This is a genomic window from Ruminococcus sp. OM04-4AA (assembly GCF_003462585.1).
GTDB lineage: Bacteria > Bacillota > Clostridia > Lachnospirales > Lachnospiraceae > Mediterraneibacter > Mediterraneibacter faecis.
The window spans coordinates 16,660-37,791 of the sequence record NZ_QTZH01000027.1 but is presented as its reverse complement, the minus strand read 5'-3'; the positions used below and the strand labels follow the sequence as shown (position 1 = coordinate 37,791).

Genomic DNA, 21,132 nt, shown 5'->3' with positions numbered 1-21,132 from the left:
AGGGAGGGGGAAAAGATGGAGGATCAAAGAGACAATCCTAATATTATTGGGAGTGAAATCATCATATATCAAACGGAAGATGGATATACAAAAATTGACGTTAAATTTGAAGACGAGACCGTTTGGCTTACACAGGCACAATTATGTGAGTTGTATCAGACAAGTAAATCTAATATCAGCGAGCATATCAAGCATATTTTTGAAGAGGAAGAATTGGATGAAGAGTCAGTTGTTCGGAAATTCCGAACAACTGCAGCTGATGGAAAAAACTATAATACAATTCATTATAATCTTGATATGATTATTTCTCTTGGGTATAGAGTGAAATCCAAGATTGCTACAAATTTCCGTCGGTGGGCTGCTGAACGATTAAAAGAGTACATGATAAAAGGCTTTACAATGGATGATGAACGGCTAAAAAATCTGGGTGGGGGTAATTATTGGAAAGAGTTATTAGACCGTATTCGGGATATTCGCTCATCTGAAAAAGTGATGTACCGACAGGTACTTGACCTTTATGCAACAAGTGTTGATTATGATCCCAAGAGTAGTGAATCCATTGCATTTTTTAAAATGGTACAAAATAAATTACACTATGCAGCACATGGACATACAGCAGCAGAAGTTATATACGAGCGTGCGGACGCCAGTCAGCCTTTTATGGGATTAAAAAGTTTTTCTGGTGATTTTCCTGTATTGAAAGATATCAGTATTGCCAAAAAATATCTCAATGATGAAGAGTTAAAGATCCTAAATAATATTGTATCGGGATATTTTGATTTTGCGGAGATTCAAGCTATGCGTCACAATCCCATGCATATGGAAGATTATGTGGAACACCTTGATAATGTTTTGAAAACTACAGATGAAAAAGTGTTGCAAGGAGCCGGAACGATTAGTCATGCACAGGCAATTGAAAAAGCAACAGAAGAATATCGGAAATATCAGGTGCAGAACTTATCGCCGGTTGAAGAAGAATATTTGGAAAGCATTAAAAATATTCACAGTACAGTAAAGAAAAACAGTAAGAATTAATTTTCATAAAAGAGATTTTTAGAAGTTGGTAAAAATACGAGTTTGGACAATGATGAGTATGTCGAGACGGTCTGTTTGCTGTCAAGAAAATAAAATCAAGTACTGAAAAGTAGCGTATTTCCGAGCTTTTTGTAAGGTTGGTATCATCAGAGAAGCCTTGCGGAAAGCTCGGTTTTATTATATGGAAACATATCTATTTTTTGGTCTGATTGGAGAAAAAGTGGATGGCCGGAAAATTGCGGTAGGGTTTAGGCTGTGGATTAGATGTTAGCTTTTCCGGATTTGGTTCATTGTAAATCAGTCGATACAGCGGATGTTTGATAGTTTTTTCCTTGCCACTGGTACCGGTGTATTGATATACATGGACTGGCAGACCAGCAATAGATTCAGAAAGAATCCCATAGGTCATCACTTCCTTTTAAAAATGGGTATAAGAAAAGCACCTCTGAAGAGATGCTTTCTTAAAAATTTCTTTTTTATTCTGAAATCAACCAATCAATCAAGTTGATGGGTTTAATACCATCATAGGAAGAATCCATTCCGGTATTTAAGGATAGAATTATTTTTTCGTAGTTATCGCTGATTTTCTGGAGTGGTGGTAATTCTCGCTTGCGAACATCTTTGCTGGTCATGGTCTCTGTGACCTGAACATAAAGTTTGTCATCTACTTTTGTTGCGATAAAATCCACTTCGGAATTATCCACTTTACCAATAGAGACATCATAGCCTCTACGTAGCAGTTCAAAGTAAACAACATTTTCTATTGCATGTCCGCTATCACGATCCCTGAATCCAAGCAGATAGTTTCTAAGTCCGATATCAACAATGTAATACTTTCCAAGAGTACGTAAGAATTCCTTTCCTTTAATATTAAATCTCTTGATGTCATAGAAGAAGTATGCTTCCAGTAGCGCATTCACATAGGCCTGAACAGTGTGAGCGCTTGGAGTTCATAGTGTTCGCCGGTTTTATCAAATGCTTGCCTGCGTGTGCCACCTAACGCACTTTTGGTTTCTCTTATTTCAAAATCATGGAATGTTATAATCTTATTCAAGTTTATGCACTGAAATGCAGAAACTATTAAAATTTGACAATTTTTGCATTTTACAAGAAGAGAATGCCTCTATCATCGTAGACAGAAGCACCGGTATTATTTCCACAGCGGATAGCACGGTCGAGCTCATGATGGGGAGATTATTTGATGAATTATGTGCTAATATTCTGCAATTCTACTGCTGGTCGATTGATTTATGCACACTCTCATTATAATATGTGTGCAGGAGGTGGATATATGTATCAGATTAGTAATGAAAAATTTGGTTTATTTGTAACCGAATTAAGAAAGGAAAAGAATTTAACTCAAAAGGATTTGGCTGAAAAATTATATGTATCAGATAAAACAGTTAGCAAATGGGAACGTGGTCTTAGTATGCCCAATGTCGTATTACTCATACCAATAGCTGATATATTAGATGTCACCGTTACAGAATTGTTACGTGGAGAAAAAATAGATACACAGAAAAATATTGATAAAAAAGAAATCGAGGAATTGGTAGTAGGCTCTCTCGATATGGCTGTTAGGGATTCTATTCACCAGCATAGAAAAAACTGGATATTAGCATATTTGTTATGTTTTTTTATATCTATTACAGAAATTATTATGTTAGTTGTATCTGGAAGTTCATTAGCTGAGATGAAAAGGGATATATTGCTAGTTACCGGGGGAATGCTTTTATTTGGTGCATGGTTTTGTTTCTTTGCAAAAGACATATTACCAACATATTATGATGCCAACAAGATAAATTATGTTTCACAAGGAATTTTTAGAATACATCTAGTTGGTTTATCTTTTAACAATGGAAATTGGATATACATCTGCACAACTTTAAAAATATGGACACTTGCAACGGTTGTTCTATATCCTCTTGCAGGTATTATAATAATCAATTGTTTCAATATAGCTTTATGGGATCTTTTGAATAAAATTTTCTTAATTATGATATTAGGTGGTATGGTAGTTTCGATTTACATTATCGGGAAAAAATACGAATAATTAAATTACCTGTTATCGTTGTGGATAGTACTAATTTACAACATTCTTCATGGGAAATATGGAATGATGCAGAAGAGGTTGTGTTAAGAGAATTAGTGTACATTTAAAACGTGGAAAGCTCCTTCGGGAGCTTTTTGCTGTTTATAAGTTAATTTCTGCCAGAGATTTTGATTTAATGATTTGATTTATAAAACTGGCAATGATACAATTAGCGTAATTTGAAAGAAAGCAGAGAAAATATGAGTGAAAACTTACTGATTGTTGAAGATGACAAAAAATTAAATGATGGAATACGTCTCGCATTGAAGAATGATTCCTATCTCTTTTATCAGTGCCAGACTTTGCAGGAGGCTAGAGAAATCTTGAAAAAGGAAGATATCACATTGGTTTTATTAGATGTGAACTTGCCGGATGGGAATGGGATTGATTTTGTAAGAGAAATAAGGAAAAATAGTCAGGTGCCGATTATTCTGCTTACAGTAAATAACATGGAAGTAGATATTGTAACAGGATTGGACGCTGGGGCAAATGATTATATTACGAAACCGTTTAGTTTGATGGTTTTGCGTGCAAGAGTGTCTGTGCAGCTTAGAAATAAAGAGGCAGCAGCTAAAAATTCTATGGAGCTTGATGGCTTTGAGTTCTATTTCGATAAAATGGAATTTTTCAAAAATGGAGAGCTTATTGAACTGAGTAAGACAGAACAAAAACTCTTGAAAGTGCTGTGCGAAAACAGAGGAAAAGTAGTGAAGCGAGAATACCTGATTGACGAGGTATGGCAGGGCGATACTGTTGCAGTTAAACGTCTCAGAGACAAATTAGAAGATGATACGCAGAAGCCTAAATATATCAAAACGGTTTATGGAATTGGTTATACCTGGGCGGTGAATGGATGATAGAAATAATTATATTGATTGTAGGAATATTTGTTTTAAGTGGAATCTTCTGGCATAGCATTTTTTATCAGAAAGAAAAAAAGCTTTTGAACCGGCTGCAGCAAATGCTGGATTGTGCTATAGATGGAGAACTGGAACGGACAGAAATATCAGAAGAAAAGTATTCTGCTCTTGAAAACAGCATGAAACAACATTTAGACAGTAGCTTTCTGGCAAGAAAGAACCAACAGGAACAAAAAGAAGTGATACAGAAACTTATTTCCGACATTGCGCATCAGACTTTGACGCCTATTTCAAATTTGAAAATTTATGGTGAAATACTCTCTGAAACGAATCATGAAAATCAGGAGGAGATAGCTACCATTTTGGAGCAGACAGAGAAATTAGATTTCCTGATACAATCATTGGTCAAATTATCACGGATGGAGAGTGGAATTATCGCAGTACATTCGGAGGATACTACTATTACACAGATGCTTGAATCCATACAGCAGCAGTTTAACGTAAAAGTAAGGGAGAAGAATATTACTCTGAGCCTATGTGACACGGATTTGCATGTTCTATGTGATCCAAAATGGACCGTGGAGGCACTCGGAAATATTGTAGATAATGCGATTAAATACACAGCATGTGGGGGAAATGTTCAGGTAAAAGCTGAGCAGTATTCTTTTTTTGTAAAGATTGATATCATTGATGATGGCATTGGAATAGAAAAAGAAGAAATACCAAAGATATTTGGAAGGTTTTATCGGAGCCTGTCAGTGGCAGACCAGCCAGGAGTAGGAATTGGCTTATTCCTTACAAGAGAGATTATTCAGGCACAAAAGGGTATATAAAAGTGACATCAGAGAGAGAAAAGGGTTCTACCTTTTCTGTGTTTCTCCCGATATCAAAAAAGGAATAGTATCAAAACTGTGATCTTTCAGAAACCAGATGGAGACATTGTTATGATAAAGTCTGTATTGTAAAGAGCAATACAGGCTTTTTTGATGGGAGGATGGCATGAATATATTAAAAGCGGTAGATTTACAAAAAATATATGGACAAGGAGAAACAGAAGTCAAAGCCCTTGATGGTGTAAATTTAGAAGTGGAAAAGGGGGAGTTTGTAGCGATTGTTGGAACTTCTGGGAGCGGAAAGTCTACGATGCTTCATATCATTGGAGGATTAGATAATCCAACATCTGGGCAGGTAATTGTGGATGGACAGAACTTAAGCCATATGACAGATGAAGAGCTTACCGTTTTCCGACGCAGGAATATTGGTTTCGTATTTCAACAGTATAACTTAGTTCCGATGCTGAATGTATGGGAAAATATTATTCTTCCTGTGAAGCTGGATGGAAAAAAGATTGAAAAGAAATATGTAGACGAAATCATTGATACACTTGGTATTCGGACAAAATTGGAAAATCTGCCAAGTGCTCTATCCGGTGGACAGCAGCAGAGAGTGGCAATTGCAAGGGCTTTAGCTGCAAAACCTGCTATTTTGCTCGCTGACGAACCGACCGGAAATTTGGATTCAAAAACAAGTCAGGACGTATTAGGGCTTCTGAAAGTAACAAGTAAGCGTTTTCACCAAACCATCGTTATGATTACCCATAATGAAGAGATTGCCCAGATGGCAGACCGGATTTTACAGATAGAAGATGGAAAAATTGTTTCAGACAGTGGTCTGGTATAGCAGGGGGCGATTTTATGGTAAAAGTAGAGAATAAAGAGACGTTACGATTATTAACGAGGCGTTTTATGAAAATGAATCGCGCCAGGAATGTTATTGCTGTTATTGCAATCATGCTGACTTCCCTTTTATTCACAAGTATCTTTGTGGGGAGTGTATCCATGATACTTTCCAAAAGAGCAACGGAAATTAAGCAATTTATGGATTCATCCCATGCTATTGCGCAGAATTTGTCAGAAGAAGATGCGGAGAGATTGCAAAAAACAATAGAACAGGATGAAGATGTGGAACGATATGGTTCCGGTATTTTTCTGGGAGCTGGAATGGACGAACGGTTTGGATTTTCCGTAGAGGTCCGATATGCAGATGAAAATATGGCAGAAAGTTTTAATTGTCTGCCAACTACAGGAAGACTGCCGGAGAAAGAAAATGAAGTAGCACTTAGCAGCACGATATTGGAATCTCTGGGTGTTACACCAAAGATTGGGGAAGAAGTAACGCTGACCTGGGAAGTAAATCCCATGCTGAAACAATATAAGACAGATACGTTTCAGATATGTGGATTCTGGCAGGGGGATAAAGCTGTTTTAGGTCAGATGGTCTGGGTATCCGAAGCCTATGCAAAGGAGAATCGTTATCCCGTTACGCAGAAAGAGTTAGAAAATGGCATCTACAATGGAGGGAAAGAGTATTCTGTCTGGTACAAGAACCTTTGGAATCTGGAAAAGAAAACGGAAAAGATATCCAAAGCAGCGGGATTTACGAAAGCTGGGACAGGAATGGAAGTCAATCCGGCATATAATCTCTTTGAAGAGGATTCTTTTTCATTTTCTTCTTTAATTATAATGATTCTATTTGTCATATTAGCTGGATACCTGATTATTTATAATATTTTTAACATTTCTGTGAAAACGGATATCCGGGCTTACGGATTGTTAAAGAATGTGGGGACAACGGGAAAGCAGTTGAAGAAAATTGTACGTATGCAGGCGTGGAGATTATCAGCTATTGGTATTCCAATCGGATTGCTTTGTGGTTATCTTGCAGGTCTTTGCATGGCTCCGTCCTTGACAGCAGATGCTGAAATTAGTGCGCAGGCAGGACAGACTGCTCAGGCAGTAGTATCAGCAAATCCTCTGATTTTTCTTGCAGCAGCGCTTTTAACGCTTTTAACGGTGTATCTCTCCAGTCTGCAGGCTTGTAAAATGGTGGAAAGAGTTTCGCCTGTGGAAGCTCTGCGTTTGGCAGAAGGAGAACAGGCACATAGGAAAATAAAAAAGAATACTTCTGTAACCTGGTGGGGGATGGCAGTTCAAAATGTGTTACGAAATTGGAAAAAGGGATTGATTGTTATGCTTTCTATCGCCCTTTCTATGGTGGTTGTCAACTGTATCGTGATGCTGGTGCAGGGATATGATTTTGATTCTTACCGAAAAGTGCGTTTAGCTTCCGATTTTCAACTGGATCAGATGACGGGAAGTTTGTCAAATACGAATTTCAACGGTATTACACCTGAAATCAAAGAGATTCTGGACGAATGTCCTGATAGTGCTAAGACAGGATATGTGTATTATTCTGAGGAAACCCACAAGATGGAGCCGGAACTTCTGAAAACATGGGAAGCATTCGCAGATAAATATGAAAAAAACTGGACCGATTATGAAGAACAGGTTTGGAAAGATGCAAAGGCTTCCAATACAGTAAGTGTTCATTTTCTCGGAATCAGCGAGTCAGTGTTTGACAAATTAGAATGGAGAGGGGAAAAATGCTCTTGGGATACATTTAAAAGCGGAAATTATGTGCTTGTAGATTATGGTGATAAATATGCAGAGCATCCGGTTTCTTATTATCAGACTGGGGATAGTTTTCAGATGGATTACAAAAATGGAAACCAAAAAGATTATGAAGTCATCGGAGAAGCACTGATGCCATATGCATTGGATTATCCGTATGCGGACTGTATCTATATCACGGTATTGGTTCCCGAAGAGGAGTATATCACCCAGACAGGAAATGAATCAGCCATGTATGCTGCCATTGATGCAAAGAAGGGCGAGGACAAGCAGATAAAAGAATACATTGATAAAAATATTTTGAAAGAAAATGATATGATCAATGTGTTTTCTGTATTGGATATGAAAGAGAGTTTTCAGCGGTATGTCAGCAAATATTATATGATCGGTAGTTTTCTTGTCATTATTTTAGCTTTTATTGGCATTATGAATTTCTTTAATACAACAGCAACCTCTGTAATTAGCAGAAAAAAAGAACTGGCACTTTTGGAAGTTGTGGGAATGACGAAAAAACAGGTATCGAAAATGCTAGTGGCTGAGGGATTCCTATATTTGGGAGGTGCATTTGTGATTGCAGTATTATTAGTTGTGTTTGGGGCAGAGAAGATTTTAGCAAATACACTTGGTACGGCATTTTTCTTCCGGATGCATCTTACGATAGTACCGTGTGTGCTTATGATTCCAATTTTGGTTGGGATTGCGTATGTGATACCAAAGTATCAGTTTGAAAAGATGAGTCGGGAAAGCATTGTTGAAAGGATTCGGAAAGAATAATAACAATATGTAAATTAGGCGTATGGATTTGATGAATCCATGCGCCTTTTTAGAAAAATATAAATAAAAACAAAAGAATCCTAACTTTTTTAATAGTAGGATTGTTATATTATTTAGAAAACAGAGGGAGCAAATTTGCGAATGGAATACAAAACAGATTCTTTGTTAGTACATCTAGCAAGAGCAGGAGATGAAGATGCGTGTGAAAAACTGGTCAAAAAATATTACTCAAGTATATATCAATATTGTTTGCTACATACCTATGATTCCTATGAGGCAGAGGATTTGACCCAAGAAGTATTTACATGTTTCTTTTCTAATTTATATAGATATAAAGAATATGGAAAAGTTAAGAATTATCTTTATACAATTGCCGGAAATACCGTTAAAAATTATTACAAAAAGAAAAAAGATATTCCATCAGAGGAACTGCTAAAATCAGAGGACAGTGGTAAAAATCATGTAGAAGAGCTAGGAGTCCGATTAACTATTGAACAGGCAGTGAGAAAGTTACCGGAAGAAATTAGAGAAACGGCAGTTTATATTTTTTTCAAGAATTAAAACAAAGAGAAATTGCAGAATTACTTCATATCAAACTTTCTCTTGTAAAATATCGAATTGGAAGAGCAAAAGAACTTTTAATGAAAGAGTTGGAGGTGAAAAACTATGATGAAATATAAGCAACAAATAAAGGAATATAAAGAGGAGATTGAAGAAAAATATGTAAGGATTGAAGCAGAAAACAGAACAGTAAAAGCATGTCAAAATATTTTGGCAGAGTCGGTTTTATCGAAACAATCACATAGAACATCTTATTTTGAATTTTTGTATGAGCAGACAAAATTCATAAAAAAAAGATGGTGGATTTTACAAGGTTGTATTCTTATGTGTCTATGGATATGGTTGAGTAATTATACGTCAGACATAAAAGATATGATGAGGATTATGGGAATATCTGCCACAATATTTGTGGTTCTGATTGTCCCGGAAATTTGGAAAAACAGAAGAAATGGTGCGATTGAAATTGAGCAGGCGTCTTATTACACACTGCGTCAGATTTGTACAGCAAGAATGTTAATGTTTGGAGTAGTGGATCTGGTGATCGTTATGGTGTTTTTGGCAATTACATATCAAACAACAATACTCTCGTTAAGTGATTTGGTGGTTAATTTTTTGCTTCCAGTAAATGTTTCATGTTGTATATGTTTTCGTGTATTGTACAGCAGATGGGAAAAATCAGAATATATAGCAGTGCTTTCCTGTCTGGTATGGGTTGGTTTATGGATGATGATTGTTGCAAATGATGTTATTTATCAGAAAATTGTAACTCCGGTATGGGTGGCTATGCTGATATTGACTTTTGTATATTTTATTTTTTGTGTTCAGAAGTCATTGGTATTTGATGAAAAAATTTTGGAGGAATACATGTATGAAATTAGAAATTAAAAATGTAACAAAACAATACGGAGAAGTAAATGCTGTCAATAAAGTGAATTGTGTTATGAAAAAAGGAATTTATGGACTGCTTGGAGTAAATGGAGCAGGAAAGACCACATTAATGCGTATGCTTTGTACGATTGTTCAACCATCAGCAGGACAAATATTATGGAATGGTAAAGATATATGGAAACTAGGAGGTGAATACCGAGAAGTTCTGGGATATTTACCACAGGATTTTGGATATTATCCAGATTTGACCGTATATGATTATATGATGTACATTTCTTCTATAAAAGGGTTAAAAATGCCGTTTGCCAGAAAAAAAGTGAAGCAATTATTAAATCAAGTAGGAATGGAAAAATTTAGTAAAAGAAAAATGAAGAATTTGTCTGGAGGAATGGTTAGACGTGTAGGAATAGCACAGGCGATGTTAAACGATCCGCAAATTCTTGTCCTGGACGAACCTACCGCTGGATTAGACCCGAATGAAAGAATACGTTTTCGTAATTTAATTAGTGAATTGTCGGAAGAACGTTTGGTGCTCTTGTCTACACATATTGTATCGGATATTGAGTACATTGCGAATAACATTATGTTAATGAAAGATGGAGAACTTTTTTATGCAGGTACTGCGGAAGATTTAGTATCTTCTATGAAAGAAAAGGTATGGCAATGTAATGTTTCGAGAAATATGATAGACAAATATATGAATGAATATTTGATTGGAAATATAAAAACAACAAAAAAAGGAGCAGAGCTTAGAATTATTTCAATAGAAAAGCCAACAGAAGATGCTGTGGCTGTAGAAAAAAATCTGGAAGATGCATTTCTATTTTATTTTGGAGAAAAATCGGAGGAAAAACAAGATGCTTAAATTAGAATTAAAACGAATTTTTTCAAAGAAAATTAATGTGTTTGCAATCGGATTGGCATTGATACTTGCTGTCATTTTTAGCGGATTTGCAGTTACAAGTAATCGCTATGTGGATGAGAATGGAAATGCTAGTACTGGAATTATGGCAACAAGAAAACTTACAGATAACAGACGAGCATGGAAAGGTACATTGACAGAAGATGAACTTGGAAAAGTTATAGAACAAAATAAAAATGCGATGGCCCAATCCTCAGAGGAAGAAAATGCAATTTACGGAACGACATTGCAACCGATAGATGATATTAGGGGGTTTATAATATCGGTATTAACACCGGATGCAGAATATGATGAAAGTGTTCTGAATCAAATTACAGAAGAAAATGTGCAAGAGTTCTATGACACTTATCATAAAAATATGAAAAAGATGGCAGAAGAATATGGAAAGACTGCTGTTCAGAAAAAATACTTGGAAAAGAAATATAATGAAATAAAATTACCAGTAGAATACGAATCTTATAGTTCATGGGATACTATGATTATGTATGTAGAAACGTATTCTATTATTCTGGCAATCATAGTTGGTTTTATTTGTGCTGGAATATTTGCAGATGATTTTCAGACAAAAGCAGATGCAGTATTTTTCTCTACAAAGTATGGACGTACAAAAGCTGTTAAAACAAAAATACTGGCAGGAATAGTTACGACAGTTATGATTTATTGTATGGGAATTATATTACTTAGTGTGATTTGTTTTGGAATTATGGGAACCAGTGGTATGAATACACCCTATCAAATGTATCAGGCATATAGTATTTACATTATGTCATATGGACAATACTATTTGTTGACAGTTGTATGTGGATTTATAGCCAGTATGCTGGCGGCTTCAGTGTCTATGTTAGTAGCGGCTAAAATGCATACAATTAGTGTCGCTGTTTGCATTCCGTTCTTTTTATATTGCTTATTGCCATTTATAGGACGGGCACTTTCTGGGTATACAACGCTTTTCAATTTGATACCAACAATTTTGACAAATGTACAGGCAAGTGTAAAAGTCCCACTTATTTATCAGATTGGGAATTGTGTATTTCGACAAATTCCGCTTGTAATGGTAATGTATACCGTGATGGCAATAGCCTTACTGCCTTTTATTTATAAAAGTTTTCGCAGATATGGAAATAGGTAAAAATTGTATTTATTTTGTTAAAAGACCGGATAGAGTTTTTCCAATGGAAAATCCAATCTGTGGATATAACTTCTGAATTTCCTGTACTTTGGCATAATCCAGACAGTCATCGGAATGGTATAGCTTCCCCCGAGTACTCTTCAAGCTAAAGTAGAAATAGTGCAATTTTCACATGATATTATACAAGAATCACATAGAAATATATCGTATTATTGATAGGGTAGTCTTGAATTGTATGTGAGGAGAAAAACATGGAAGCTAAAAGAAAAACATTAACACAGCTATCTGTGCCAATATGCTTAGAAACTTTATTTTACATGCTTTCCGGTATGGTCGATACGCTTATGCTATCATCTGTAAGTGACCAGGCTGTAGGAGCAGTGGGAACAGCCAATACATATATAGGCGTTTTTATTATTATGTTTGGAGTAATATCATCGGGTATGATAGCCGTTATGTCACAAAATATCGGAGCTGGAAGACCGGGGATAGCATATCAGGCAAGGCAACTTGGACTTATATTCAACGCATTGATAGGTATCGTAATGTCTGTCGTTCTTGCTACTTTTTCTGGTGGGATACTTAGAATCGTAAGTATTGCTCAGGCTTTGCTTGAGCCGGCTGAAATATATCTTAGAATTGTTGGCGGCACATGTTTTTTAAATGCACTGATTCCTATTTTCTCCAGTTATTTGAGAGTGTTTGGATATACAAAACATTCTTTGATAGGAACTGTTGTTGGAAATGTTCTCAATATAATACTTAATTCAGTATTTTTATTTGCATTCAACTGGGGTGTGATGGGAGTTGCTGTTGCCACGGTTATTTCGAGAGTTGTAAATCTTATTATTGTAGCCGGCATGGGGGCTGTACTTATAAAAGCAAAGCAGAGTCCTGAGCGAATTACATCAAGAAAGATATTTGCACAGATTGTTAAGATTGGTTTTCCTTCTGCGCTTGAAACAGCACTTTACAACATCGCAATGACATTTATAGTGCGTTTTATGAATCAGATGGATGCGGATGGAATGAATGTTACAGCGCGTTCATATGCGATACAGATTGCAAATTTCTCGTATTGCGTGGGAGCTGCCCTTGCTCAGGCAAATGCAATTATGACCGGCTGGAGAATTGGAGCAAAAGAGTTTGAGGAATGTAACAGGGGGACGAGAAAAGCTGCGATATATGGTATCATCACAGCGACATGCTTTTCCGTGACCTTTGCATTTGCCGGGCATTTTATAGTGCATATATTTACTGATGATATACAGATGATAAATCTTGTGGTAAAGTTGTTAATAGTAGATATATTTCTTGAACTTGGAAGGGTAACAAACCTTGTATATGGGCAGGCGTTAAAAACGAGCGGAGACGCATTTTTTCCGGTTATATTAGGTGCGATATTTATGTATTTGTTTGCAGTTGGCGGAACCTATTTTCTCGGAATACATATGGGACTTCTGGCTGTAGGAGCATATATTGCTATGGCAGGTGACGAATGTGCGAGAGCAGTGGGAATGGTACTTAGATGGAAGAGTGGAAAATGGAAGAGTAAAGGTCTTGTAGAAGTATAGGAGAGAGTATGTACTTTGAATTAAAGGAAAATAAACCACATGGTACAAAGGATGATCCGTTTAGTATATATCATATAAAAAATGAAGGACGATCATTTCAGATACCGGTTCATTGGCATGATGAACTGGAAATTATATATGTAAAAAGCGGTTTTTTGACTGTTAGTATATCAGGAGAAAATTATATTGGAACCCCCGGGGATGCTTTTGTAGTGTCGCCGGGTAATCTGCATTTTATGGGTTCACAGACTGATACAGTGGATTATTTTACGTTCCTTTTTCCGTTAAAATACATATCTTTTTGCATAAATGACATGTTGGATGATAAATTATTGGAGCCGTTAAAAAATGGTCATCTGATGATAAGTCCAAGAGTAAAAGATACAGCAAAAGAACTATGTGAGCAGTTGGTTGAAATATATGTGGCAAAAAATAAGAAAATTGAGTCCGAAATAACTGCTCAGATAAAGACAAAAATAATTCTTTTACAGTTTATTCTTGAAATGTGGGAGAAGGGCTTTGTAATTGAAAATGATAAAAGCGGGAGAAATACGATAGAAAAAGAAATGATTTCATATATACAGCAGAATTTTATGGAAAAGATATCATTAAAAGAATTTAGTGAGCAGTTTCATCTTTCGGAAAATATATATCGCGATATTTTAAGGAACATTTTCATATTACCCTTTCGCAATATATAACACATTTAAGGTTAGAGCATGCAAAACAGCTGTTACAAGATACGGATATTCCTGTTACAGAGATTGCAATGCAGAGTGGATATCAGAATGTAAGCTATTTTATCAGAAGCTTCAAAAAAACATATGGAGTTTCTCCGTTAAAATATAGAAAAAAATAAGCCGGGTATATGGTTAGAAAGGAGAGGATATCCCGGTAGAATCAGAAAATCTGCCGGAGAGATATCGAGAATAAGTATGGGAAATAAGAATAAATGGTGGAAAAATGCAGTTGTATATCAGATTTATCCGAAAAGCTTTCAAGATTCGGATGGAGATGGAATCGGTGATATTCCAGGAATTATCAGCAGATTGGATTATTTGAAAAAACTTGGAATAGATGCAATCTGGCTCTCACCGGTGTACCGTTCGCCACAGGATGACAATGGATACGATATTTCAGATTATCAGGATATTGAGCCGATGTTCGGAACAATGGAAGATATGGAACAGTTATTTGCGGAGGCAAAGAAACGCGGAATCCGAATTATGATGGATCTTGTGCTGAATCATACTTCAGATGAACACAGATGGTTTTTGGAGGCAAAGAAAAGCAAAGACAATCCGTATCATGATTATTATGTGTGGCGTGACGGAGAAGAAGGTATTTATCCAAATGATATGAATTCTGTGTTCGGAGGACCGGCATGGGAGTGGGTTCCAGAACTGGGACAGTATTATTTTCATCAGTTTTCAGTGAAACAGCCAGATCTGAACTGGGAGAATTCGAAAGTGAGAAGAGAGCTCTATGATATGATTCTCTGGTGGATGGAAAAAGGAGCAGGTGGATTTCGTCTGGATGTAATCGATCAGATTGCAAAAGAGCCAGATCTTAAGATCACAAATAATGGACCAAAGCTGCATGAATTTCTGCGTGAACTAAGCAGAGAAACATTTCAGAAGGGGGATATGATCACTGTTGGAGAAGCCTGGGGAGCAACACCGGAAATTGCAAAGAAATATAGTAATCCGGATGGTAGTGAATTTTCTATGGTTTTTCAGTTTGAGCACATTATGCTTGATCAGGAAGAAGGAAAAGAAAAATGGGATACGATTCCATTGAATCTGGTTAAGCTGAAAAAATGCCTTGCAAAGTGGCAGAATACTTTATATCAGACAGGATGGAATAGTCTGTTCATGAATAACCACGATCTTCCTAGAATCGTGTCGCGTTGGGGAAATGACGGAAAATACAGAAAAGAGTCGGCAACGATGCTGGCGACAATGCTTCATGGAATGCAGGGAACTCCTTACATTTACCAGGGAGAAGAGCTGGGAATGACGAATGTGCAGTTTGACAGCATTGAGGAATATGAAGATATTGAGACATTGAATATGTACAAAGAGCGTCTGGAAAAAGGATATCAGCCAGAAGAAATCATGCAGTCTATCTACGCAAGAAGCCGTGATAATGCCCGTACTCCGATGCAGTGGAGCGGGGATGAGAACGGAGGATTCACAACAGGAGAACCATGGTTTGCCGTGAATCCAAATTATACCAGAATCAATGCCAAAGAGGCACTGGAAGATGAAAATTCGGTATTTTACTATTATCAGAAGCTGATTCGTTTAAGAAAAGAAAATCCAATATTCGTGAATGGAAAATTTGAACTTCTTCTGCCGGAAGATGAGAGAATTTTTGCCTATACGAGAACAGATGAGCATACAAAGATGCTGGTATGTACAAACTTTACGGATGAGGAAGTTAGCTGCCCATTGCTTGATGAGTGGAAAGCCGGGGAAGTCTGGATCCGGAATTATGAGGATGACAGAGAAGGAAATATATTGCGTCCTTATGAGGCGGTGATAATTGCATTTACTGGCAAATAGATTGAGTTTCTTTTTTGGCATCAAAATTCACTTACTAGCATAAGTGATAGTGAAATTATGTGGATTTCAACTTATTATAAGTGTAAGATAATAACTATTGAAACCGCCGTGTACCGAACGGTACGCACGGTGGTGTGAGAGGACGGGAGCTAATCACTCCCTCCTACTCGATTACTTATTTTACAGTAGCATTTTAAAATATGTGATAAAGGCGGATTTGCATATCTTACCAGTATTATGGATCTATATTTCAGAAAAATCATTTCCTGGGTACTAAGTGAGACGTTGGAGGCATCTCATGTAGTAAAATGTTCGGTTTTCACAACAGTCTGTTTCGTGTGTAATTCAATTTTAGGTGTAACTACCCAAGGCAAATTGTAGCAAAGACGATAGGAAAGTGTGGGGGATTTCGCCTGTGTCATGACACAGGCAGTGCTTGCTATTCTTGATTAGTTAAAGGTTTTTAATTTTCATGTCCTTCAGAAAGATGATATCAATAAGGTTGTACCCATTGATAAATCCAGTATCGTGCTTTCCATTCTTTTGGCACTTATATTCCTTCGTGAAGGGATTACAGGGACAAAAATAGTATCCGTATTGTTGATTGGAATCGAAGGGATTGATTCCAATCTCGGTACGGCAATCCGTACCACGGTAGTGCTGCTTATGGCGTGGCTCATGGTGTTTGTTACCGGAAAACAGAAAGAGATAAAGGCGATAGAGAAGAAAGAATTATGTTTTATCTGCCTGTCGGGACTAGCAGCGGCAGGCGTTTTGTTGATTACAGCAGGAACGGTTCTACTGGCGATTATTTAAAGTGAGCAAAAATGAGCAAAACTCATGTTGCCGTATGGTTGAGGATTTCGCCCTTTTATGATATGCTTTTACATATTAGCAACTGTTCAGAGCCAACCTCCAAAATGCTACACATTTCGGAGGTGTGGCGTATCCGCCAAATAAAATTTCAAAAATAGTCTAAAAAATGCAAGCATTTTATACCTTTTTTGAAATTTTGCTTGGCTCTGAACAGTTACACACATTATAGGTAAAAGCGAGGTGAGGGGTGTGCTGCACATAGGTATATGTGATGACAACCAAAAAGATATCAGTCGAGTTCAGGAACTGGCTGTCAGATTTTCAGAACAACACCCGGAAATGCCTGTACAGATACAGGCTTACAGCTCACCATATGATTTATTGGATGATATAGAAAAAACAGGTGGGTTTGACCTGTATTTATTGGATGTCGTTATGCCACATATGACAGGTGTAACGTTGGCCAGACGGATTCGGGAGCGAAAAGAGAGAGCAGAAATTTTATTTCTGACTGTTTCTAAAGAATATGCCGTGGAAGCTTTTAGCGTAAAAGCTTCTGGATATTTGATAAAACCCGTGAACCAATCCGCTTTTGAGGATGCGGTACTTGACTGTATTCATCGATTGTCACCAGAAAATAATCCCTCTCTTTTGTTGAAGTCAAAAGAGGGAATTCACCGTATATCAATTTGCGAATTGGTGTGTGTTGAGAGCTTTAATCATAATCAGGTATGTACTTTGTCAGACGGTTCTATGTTAGAGGCATCAGCAACTTTGTCGGAATTGATGGAGGAACTAAAGAATTTTTCGGTCTTTGTCCGGCCGCATAGAGCGTATATTGTTAATATGGACTTTATCCGCCGGCTGACAGCCCGTGAGTTGTTGCTGACAGATGGGAAGAGAATTCCAATTTCTCAAAGTAGATATGGAGAAATAAAAATAGTTATTTTACATATATGTCGCATGCATAAAATTTTATTATTTCACGCAGAAAAAGTGCTGTTTCACGAAAGAAAGCACTTTTTCTGCGTGTTTCTTTTAGTATTAATGTTAATTAGAAACTCTCAGATAGATGTTGACATTTATAGGAAAAATGGTGAACTGTATGAAAGGTTTCGGAAGAGGAGAAAAAGGAGAGGTGAACTATGGAGATTAAATGTGACAATAAACGGAATTGTCCCTGTACATACGATTGTCCGCGTCACGGGAAATGTTGTGCCTGTGTAGCTCATCATCGTGATCACAATGAAGGCGTGCCGGGATGTTTCTTTTCGAAAGAAGCAGAAGCAACTTATGATCGCAGTATTAAAGCATTGGCGAAGGATCACGGTATCATTTAAAGAGCGGAACAAAGAGTTTCACAAAGAGTCTCAAAGGATAAAATTGCTTGACGGAAACCAATGGATAATATACAATAAGATTTATCCATTGGTATTCTTTTTATATAATCATTTGAGAAGCAGGAAAGGCACCCTGCGCTCCTTAGGGAACCTGATATGATGGATACGCCGCCCATCCAAGTGTTTATGTCATAGCATGATCTTGAAAAAGATTGTGCTTTTTTACGTTACAAGAATTTAGAGTTCATATGAAGATACAGTTTATTACAGGTTAAGGAGAGAATATGTTAAATATTATAGAAATCAACAACTTTAACGCACCGGAACTGGACGTCTACGCACGTTATACGGAAGCACAGCTTCTGAATAAAGACCGTCTGGAAGATGGACTTTTTATTGCAGAAAGTCCGAAAGTGATTGGACGGGCGTTGGATGCCGGATATATTCCAATATCTGTTCTGGTTGAAAAGAAACAGATGGAAGAAAATGAAGAGACGCAAGAAGTTCTTGCAAGATTTGAGAATACAGGCACTTCCATTTTTACAGCAGAGTTTGCTGTCCTTACGCAATTGACAGGATTTAAGCTGACGAGAGGAATGCTTTGTGCATTGAAACGCCGACCACTGGAAGATTTCAGGAAACTTTGCGAGGGAAAGAACAGGATTGCCATTCTGGAAGACGTGATGAATCCAACGAATGTCGGAGCAATCTTTCGATCGGCAGCAGCAATGCATATGGATGCAGTGTTACTGACTTCAGGATGCAGCAATCCATTGTATCGAAGAGCATCCAGAGTGAGTATGGGAACGGTGTTTCAGATTCCATGGACATTTATTCAGGATGATAAAGAACGCAGATGTGACAGGAAAGAAATCTGGCCGGTTCAGGCGATCGAGAACTTGAAAGCACTTGGGTATAAGACAGCAGCACTTGCATTGACAGATGATTCCGTAAGTATTGACGATCCGCAACTTATGAGCGAAGAAAAACTGGCAGTGATTCTTGGAACAGAGGGGGACGGACTTATGCAGGAGACAATTAAAGCTTGCGATTATACTGTGAAGATTCCAATGTCACATGGTGTGGATTCTCTGAATGTGGCAGCAGCAAGCGCAGTGGCGTTTTGGCAGTTGAGAAAATAAAGATTTATCGTAGGAATTCTTTTTCAAGTTCGGACGAAATCAGATAGCGCTTATAAAGTTTCTTCTAACAGACATTGAGGGATTGATGCAGGCTCTGGGTTCTGTATACAGGAAAGACTAAGAAAAACGAAAGATTACTAAAAACAAAGCAATGCTCGGCAAACTCGCTGCCGCTTCAGACAGTTGCCTCGCATTGCTTTAACGTAACCTTCCGTTTTTCAAGACTTTCCAAGCACACAGAACAGTCACCTGAATCAATCCCTCAATGTATGTCTATCGGTAAGTTTTCAGCGCCATCTGATTTCTACTCTCTCGAAAGAAGAACTCTACTTGAGAAGCAGACGTACCGGATGTTCTATAGAATAATTCCCATCTCTTAAGCGTGTTTACTTTAATAAAATTTAGCGTAGAAGACGATCCTTTTTCAGTAAACAGAAAACAGAAAATATGAACTTCGAGAAGTTTCATGTTAGAAGGATGGTACAGGGACGAAGACGAATGTGGAGCATGCTTGCTCATACTTGAAAAACAATGGATTGCGTTAAAGAAAGGATTGACAGCTGTCTGAGCGGCAGCGAGTTTGTCAATCCTTTCTTTGCTCTTAGCAGTCTGTTGTTTTTTCTAGTATGAACAGTATGCGTAACCCTGAGTCGGCGTTCCTGTACCATTCTTCTAACAAGCGACTTTCTAAAATAATATTTTCAGTTTTCGTCCGCATATCCGAAAAATGATTTCTACGATAAATCTTTATTTCCTGGCAATTTATAGAGGAAATTCCTTCATCATTTCCCCACAAAAAGAACAATGTCATATAAAATGTTACATTTTTCACAAAAGAAACCTTGCTGGTGTAAAGTTTTTGTAAAACAAGTGTCTTGTCACCTGTAAACGACAGTGTTATAATGGGCAAGAATAAATCAACAGAGCAATAGACATGAAAGTGTGTTACAGCAGAATTTTATGTCAGGAGAGAATAAGAGAGGTACGTGCTATGACGATCAGAGAAGAGATAGAACAGTTAAAGAAAGAAAAAAATGCCGTAATTCTGGCGCATTATTATGTAAGACCGGAAGTTCAGGAGATTGCAGACTATGTAGGAGATTCTTTCTACTTAAGCAAAGTTGCGGTTGGTCTGAAAGAGAAGACAATCGTATTCTGCGGTGTTTCATTCATGGGTGAGAGTGCGAAGATCCTGAATCCTGAGAAAACAGTGCTTATGCCGGATATGGCAGCAGATTGTCCAATGGCACATATGGCATCTGCGGAGACAATCGAGAAGATTCGTTCAGAGTATGATGACCTTGCTGTTGTTTGCTACATCAATTCAACAGCGGAACTGAAAAGACATTCTGATGTCTGTGTAACTTCATCCAATGCAGTGAAGATTGTAAAAGCACTTCCGAATAAAAATATTTTCTTTATCCCGGATCGTAACCTTGCACATTACATCGCAGGATTGGTACCGGAAAAGAACTTTATATATAATGAAGGATTCTGTATTGTGCACGAATATATGGAGGTTGAAGAAATCAAAGCAGCGAAAGCAGCGCATCCGGAAGCAGAGGTTCTTTCACATCCGGAATGTCCGGCAAAAGTTCTGGAACTTTCTGATTTTGTTGGAAGTACTTCAGAAATCATCGCGCAGGCAGGAAAATCAGACGCGAAAGAATTTATCATCTGTACAGAGAGTGGAGTTCTGTACGAACTTCAGAAGAGAAACCCGGAGAAGAAATTCTACTTTACAGAGACAACTCCAATCTGCAGAAATATGAAGAAGGTTACACTTGAGAAAGTTCTTCACGTATTAAAGACAGGCAAGAATGAAGTATTTGTAGATGATAAGCTTCGCGAAGAATCTAAGAAACCGTTAGAGAGAATGTTAGAACTGGCCAAGTAAACAGAGGGCAGATAGGATTGACAGCAATCGAAGATTATAGAAAATACAGATCAAATCGACTAATG

The 21,132-nt window shown here is 37.3% G+C and carries 19 protein-coding genes and 1 pseudogene; 19 read left to right on the top strand and 1 reads right to left on the bottom strand.

What is annotated here, in order from left to right; translation table 11 throughout:
* The first annotated feature begins 15 nt into the window (after positions 1-15).
* Positions 16-1,035 (top strand): virulence RhuM family protein, encoded by a 1,020-nt coding sequence (locus DXB52_RS09270; RefSeq protein ID WP_118107066.1) that lies wholly within the window; start codon positions 16-18, stop codon positions 1,033-1,035.
* A 476-nt stretch (positions 1,036-1,511) separates the two neighbouring features.
* Here the strand turns inward: DXB52_RS09270 and DXB52_RS09260 are convergent.
* Positions 1,512-1,967 (bottom strand): annotated as a pseudogene (locus DXB52_RS09260) (DUF4143 domain-containing protein); the annotation flags it as partial.
* A gap of 359 nt (positions 1,968-2,326) precedes the next feature.
* Between DXB52_RS09260 and DXB52_RS09255 the strand changes: the two are divergent.
* From DXB52_RS09255 to nadA, 18 genes are all read left to right on the top strand, one after another.
* Positions 2,327-3,088, top strand: a complete 762-nt coding sequence (locus DXB52_RS09255) for a helix-turn-helix domain-containing protein (protein ID WP_117568736.1) — start codon at positions 2,327-2,329, stop codon at positions 3,086-3,088.
* Positions 3,089-3,327: 239 nt separating this feature from the next.
* Positions 3,328-3,984: a response regulator transcription factor gene (locus DXB52_RS09250; protein ID WP_118107065.1), complete on the top strand. Its 657-nt coding sequence runs from the start codon at positions 3,328-3,330 to the stop codon at positions 3,982-3,984.
* Positions 3,981-4,820, top strand: coding sequence for a sensor histidine kinase (locus DXB52_RS09245; RefSeq protein WP_472520063.1), 840 nt, complete (start codon positions 3,981-3,983; stop codon positions 4,818-4,820). The genes DXB52_RS09250 and DXB52_RS09245 overlap by 4 nt, the downstream gene beginning before the upstream one ends.
* Before the next feature lie 166 nt (positions 4,821-4,986).
* Entirely contained in the window at positions 4,987-5,667 is a 681-nt protein-coding gene (locus tag DXB52_RS09240) for an ABC transporter ATP-binding protein (protein ID WP_118107063.1), read from the top strand.
* A 14-nt stretch (positions 5,668-5,681) separates the two neighbouring features.
* Complete coding sequence (locus tag DXB52_RS09235) at positions 5,682-8,231, top strand: ABC transporter permease (RefSeq protein ID WP_118107061.1); 2,550 nt, start codon at positions 5,682-5,684, stop codon at positions 8,229-8,231.
* 141 nt (positions 8,232-8,372) lie between these two features.
* Positions 8,373-8,792 carry an RNA polymerase sigma factor gene (locus DXB52_RS09230; RefSeq protein WP_472520062.1) on the top strand — a complete coding sequence of 140 codons (420 nt, stop codon included), beginning with the start codon at positions 8,373-8,375 and terminating at the stop codon, positions 8,790-8,792.
* Positions 8,793-8,803: 11 nt separating this feature from the next.
* Positions 8,804-8,911 (top strand): hypothetical protein, encoded by a 108-nt coding sequence (locus DXB52_RS17080; protein ID WP_472520066.1) that lies wholly within the window; start codon positions 8,804-8,806, stop codon positions 8,909-8,911.
* On the top strand, positions 8,898-9,677 hold the full coding sequence (locus DXB52_RS09225) for a hypothetical protein (protein ID WP_117541380.1): 780 nt from the start codon (positions 8,898-8,900) through the stop codon (positions 9,675-9,677). The genes DXB52_RS17080 and DXB52_RS09225 overlap by 14 nt, the downstream gene beginning before the upstream one ends.
* Positions 9,661-10,545 carry an ABC transporter ATP-binding protein gene (locus tag DXB52_RS09220; protein WP_118107059.1) on the top strand — a complete coding sequence of 295 codons (885 nt, stop codon included), beginning with the start codon at positions 9,661-9,663 and terminating at the stop codon, positions 10,543-10,545. Before DXB52_RS09225 ends, DXB52_RS09220 begins: the two co-directional genes overlap by 17 nt.
* Positions 10,538-11,731 (top strand): ABC-2 family transporter permease, encoded by a 1,194-nt coding sequence (locus tag DXB52_RS09215; RefSeq protein ID WP_118107056.1) that lies wholly within the window; start codon positions 10,538-10,540, stop codon positions 11,729-11,731. The genes DXB52_RS09220 and DXB52_RS09215 overlap by 8 nt, the downstream gene beginning before the upstream one ends.
* A gap of 251 nt (positions 11,732-11,982) precedes the next feature.
* Entirely contained in the window at positions 11,983-13,305 is a 1,323-nt protein-coding gene (locus DXB52_RS09210) for an MATE family efflux transporter (RefSeq protein ID WP_118107054.1), read from the top strand.
* Positions 13,306-13,313: 8 nt separating this feature from the next.
* The gene (locus tag DXB52_RS09205) at positions 13,314-14,006 is read left to right on the top strand and encodes a cupin domain-containing protein (RefSeq protein ID WP_472520061.1); all 693 of its coding nucleotides are present in this window, start codon (positions 13,314-13,316) and stop codon (positions 14,004-14,006) included.
* Positions 13,955-14,164, top strand: a complete 210-nt coding sequence (locus tag DXB52_RS17075) for a helix-turn-helix transcriptional regulator (RefSeq protein WP_472520065.1) — start codon at positions 13,955-13,957, stop codon at positions 14,162-14,164. The genes DXB52_RS09205 and DXB52_RS17075 overlap by 52 nt, the downstream gene beginning before the upstream one ends.
* A 76-nt stretch (positions 14,165-14,240) precedes the next feature.
* Positions 14,241-15,872 carry a glycoside hydrolase family 13 protein gene (locus DXB52_RS09200; protein WP_055157075.1) on the top strand — a complete coding sequence of 544 codons (1,632 nt, stop codon included), beginning with the start codon at positions 14,241-14,243 and terminating at the stop codon, positions 15,870-15,872.
* Positions 15,873-16,472: 600 nt separating this feature from the next.
* Positions 16,473-16,688, top strand: coding sequence for a hypothetical protein (locus DXB52_RS17070; RefSeq protein ID WP_472520060.1), 216 nt, complete (start codon positions 16,473-16,475; stop codon positions 16,686-16,688).
* Positions 16,689-16,928: 240 nt separating this feature from the next.
* The gene (locus DXB52_RS09185) at positions 16,929-17,915 is read left to right on the top strand and encodes a LytR/AlgR family response regulator transcription factor (RefSeq protein ID WP_118107052.1); all 987 of its coding nucleotides are present in this window, start codon (positions 16,929-16,931) and stop codon (positions 17,913-17,915) included.
* 397 nt (positions 17,916-18,312) lie between these two features.
* Positions 18,313-19,170, top strand: coding sequence for a TrmH family RNA methyltransferase (locus tag DXB52_RS09175; protein ID WP_118107050.1), 858 nt, complete (start codon positions 18,313-18,315; stop codon positions 19,168-19,170).
* 991 nt (positions 19,171-20,161) lie between these two features.
* Positions 20,162-21,067 carry a quinolinate synthase NadA gene (gene nadA, locus DXB52_RS09170; protein WP_055157069.1) on the top strand — a complete coding sequence of 302 codons (906 nt, stop codon included), beginning with the start codon at positions 20,162-20,164 and terminating at the stop codon, positions 21,065-21,067.
* Positions 21,068-21,132 lie beyond the last annotated feature (65 nt).

Bases quoted from the DNA above. Each gene is read 5' to 3' on its own strand.
- DXB52_RS09225 (WP_117541380.1), top strand. From the start codon at position 8,898: ATGATGAAATATAAGCAACAAATAAAGGAATATAAAGAGGAGATTGAA.
- DXB52_RS09230 (WP_472520062.1), top strand. From the start codon at position 8,373: ATGGAATACAAAACAGATTCTTTGTTAGTACATCTAGCAAGAGCAGGA.
- DXB52_RS09245 (WP_472520063.1), top strand. From the start codon at position 3,981: ATGATAGAAATAATTATATTGATTGTAGGAATATTTGTTTTAAGTGGA.
- DXB52_RS09220 (WP_118107059.1), top strand. From the start codon at position 9,661: ATGAAATTAGAAATTAAAAATGTAACAAAACAATACGGAGAAGTAAAT.
- DXB52_RS09235 (WP_118107061.1), top strand. From the start codon at position 5,682: ATGGTAAAAGTAGAGAATAAAGAGACGTTACGATTATTAACGAGGCGT.
- DXB52_RS09255 (WP_117568736.1), top strand. From the start codon at position 2,327: ATGTATCAGATTAGTAATGAAAAATTTGGTTTATTTGTAACCGAATTA.
- DXB52_RS09240 (WP_118107063.1), top strand. From the start codon at position 4,987: ATGAATATATTAAAAGCGGTAGATTTACAAAAAATATATGGACAAGGA.
- DXB52_RS09175 (WP_118107050.1), top strand. From the start codon at position 18,313: ATGTTAAATATTATAGAAATCAACAACTTTAACGCACCGGAACTGGAC.
- DXB52_RS09250 (WP_118107065.1), top strand. From the start codon at position 3,328: ATGAGTGAAAACTTACTGATTGTTGAAGATGACAAAAAATTAAATGAT.
- DXB52_RS09215 (WP_118107056.1), top strand. From the start codon at position 10,538: ATGCTTAAATTAGAATTAAAACGAATTTTTTCAAAGAAAATTAATGTG.
- DXB52_RS09270 (WP_118107066.1), top strand. From the start codon at position 16: ATGGAGGATCAAAGAGACAATCCTAATATTATTGGGAGTGAAATCATC.
- nadA (WP_055157069.1), top strand. From the start codon at position 20,162: ATGACGATCAGAGAAGAGATAGAACAGTTAAAGAAAGAAAAAAATGCC.
- DXB52_RS09200 (WP_055157075.1), top strand. From the start codon at position 14,241: ATGGGAAATAAGAATAAATGGTGGAAAAATGCAGTTGTATATCAGATT.
- DXB52_RS09205 (WP_472520061.1), top strand. From the start codon at position 13,314: ATGTACTTTGAATTAAAGGAAAATAAACCACATGGTACAAAGGATGAT.
- DXB52_RS09210 (WP_118107054.1), top strand. From the start codon at position 11,983: ATGGAAGCTAAAAGAAAAACATTAACACAGCTATCTGTGCCAATATGC.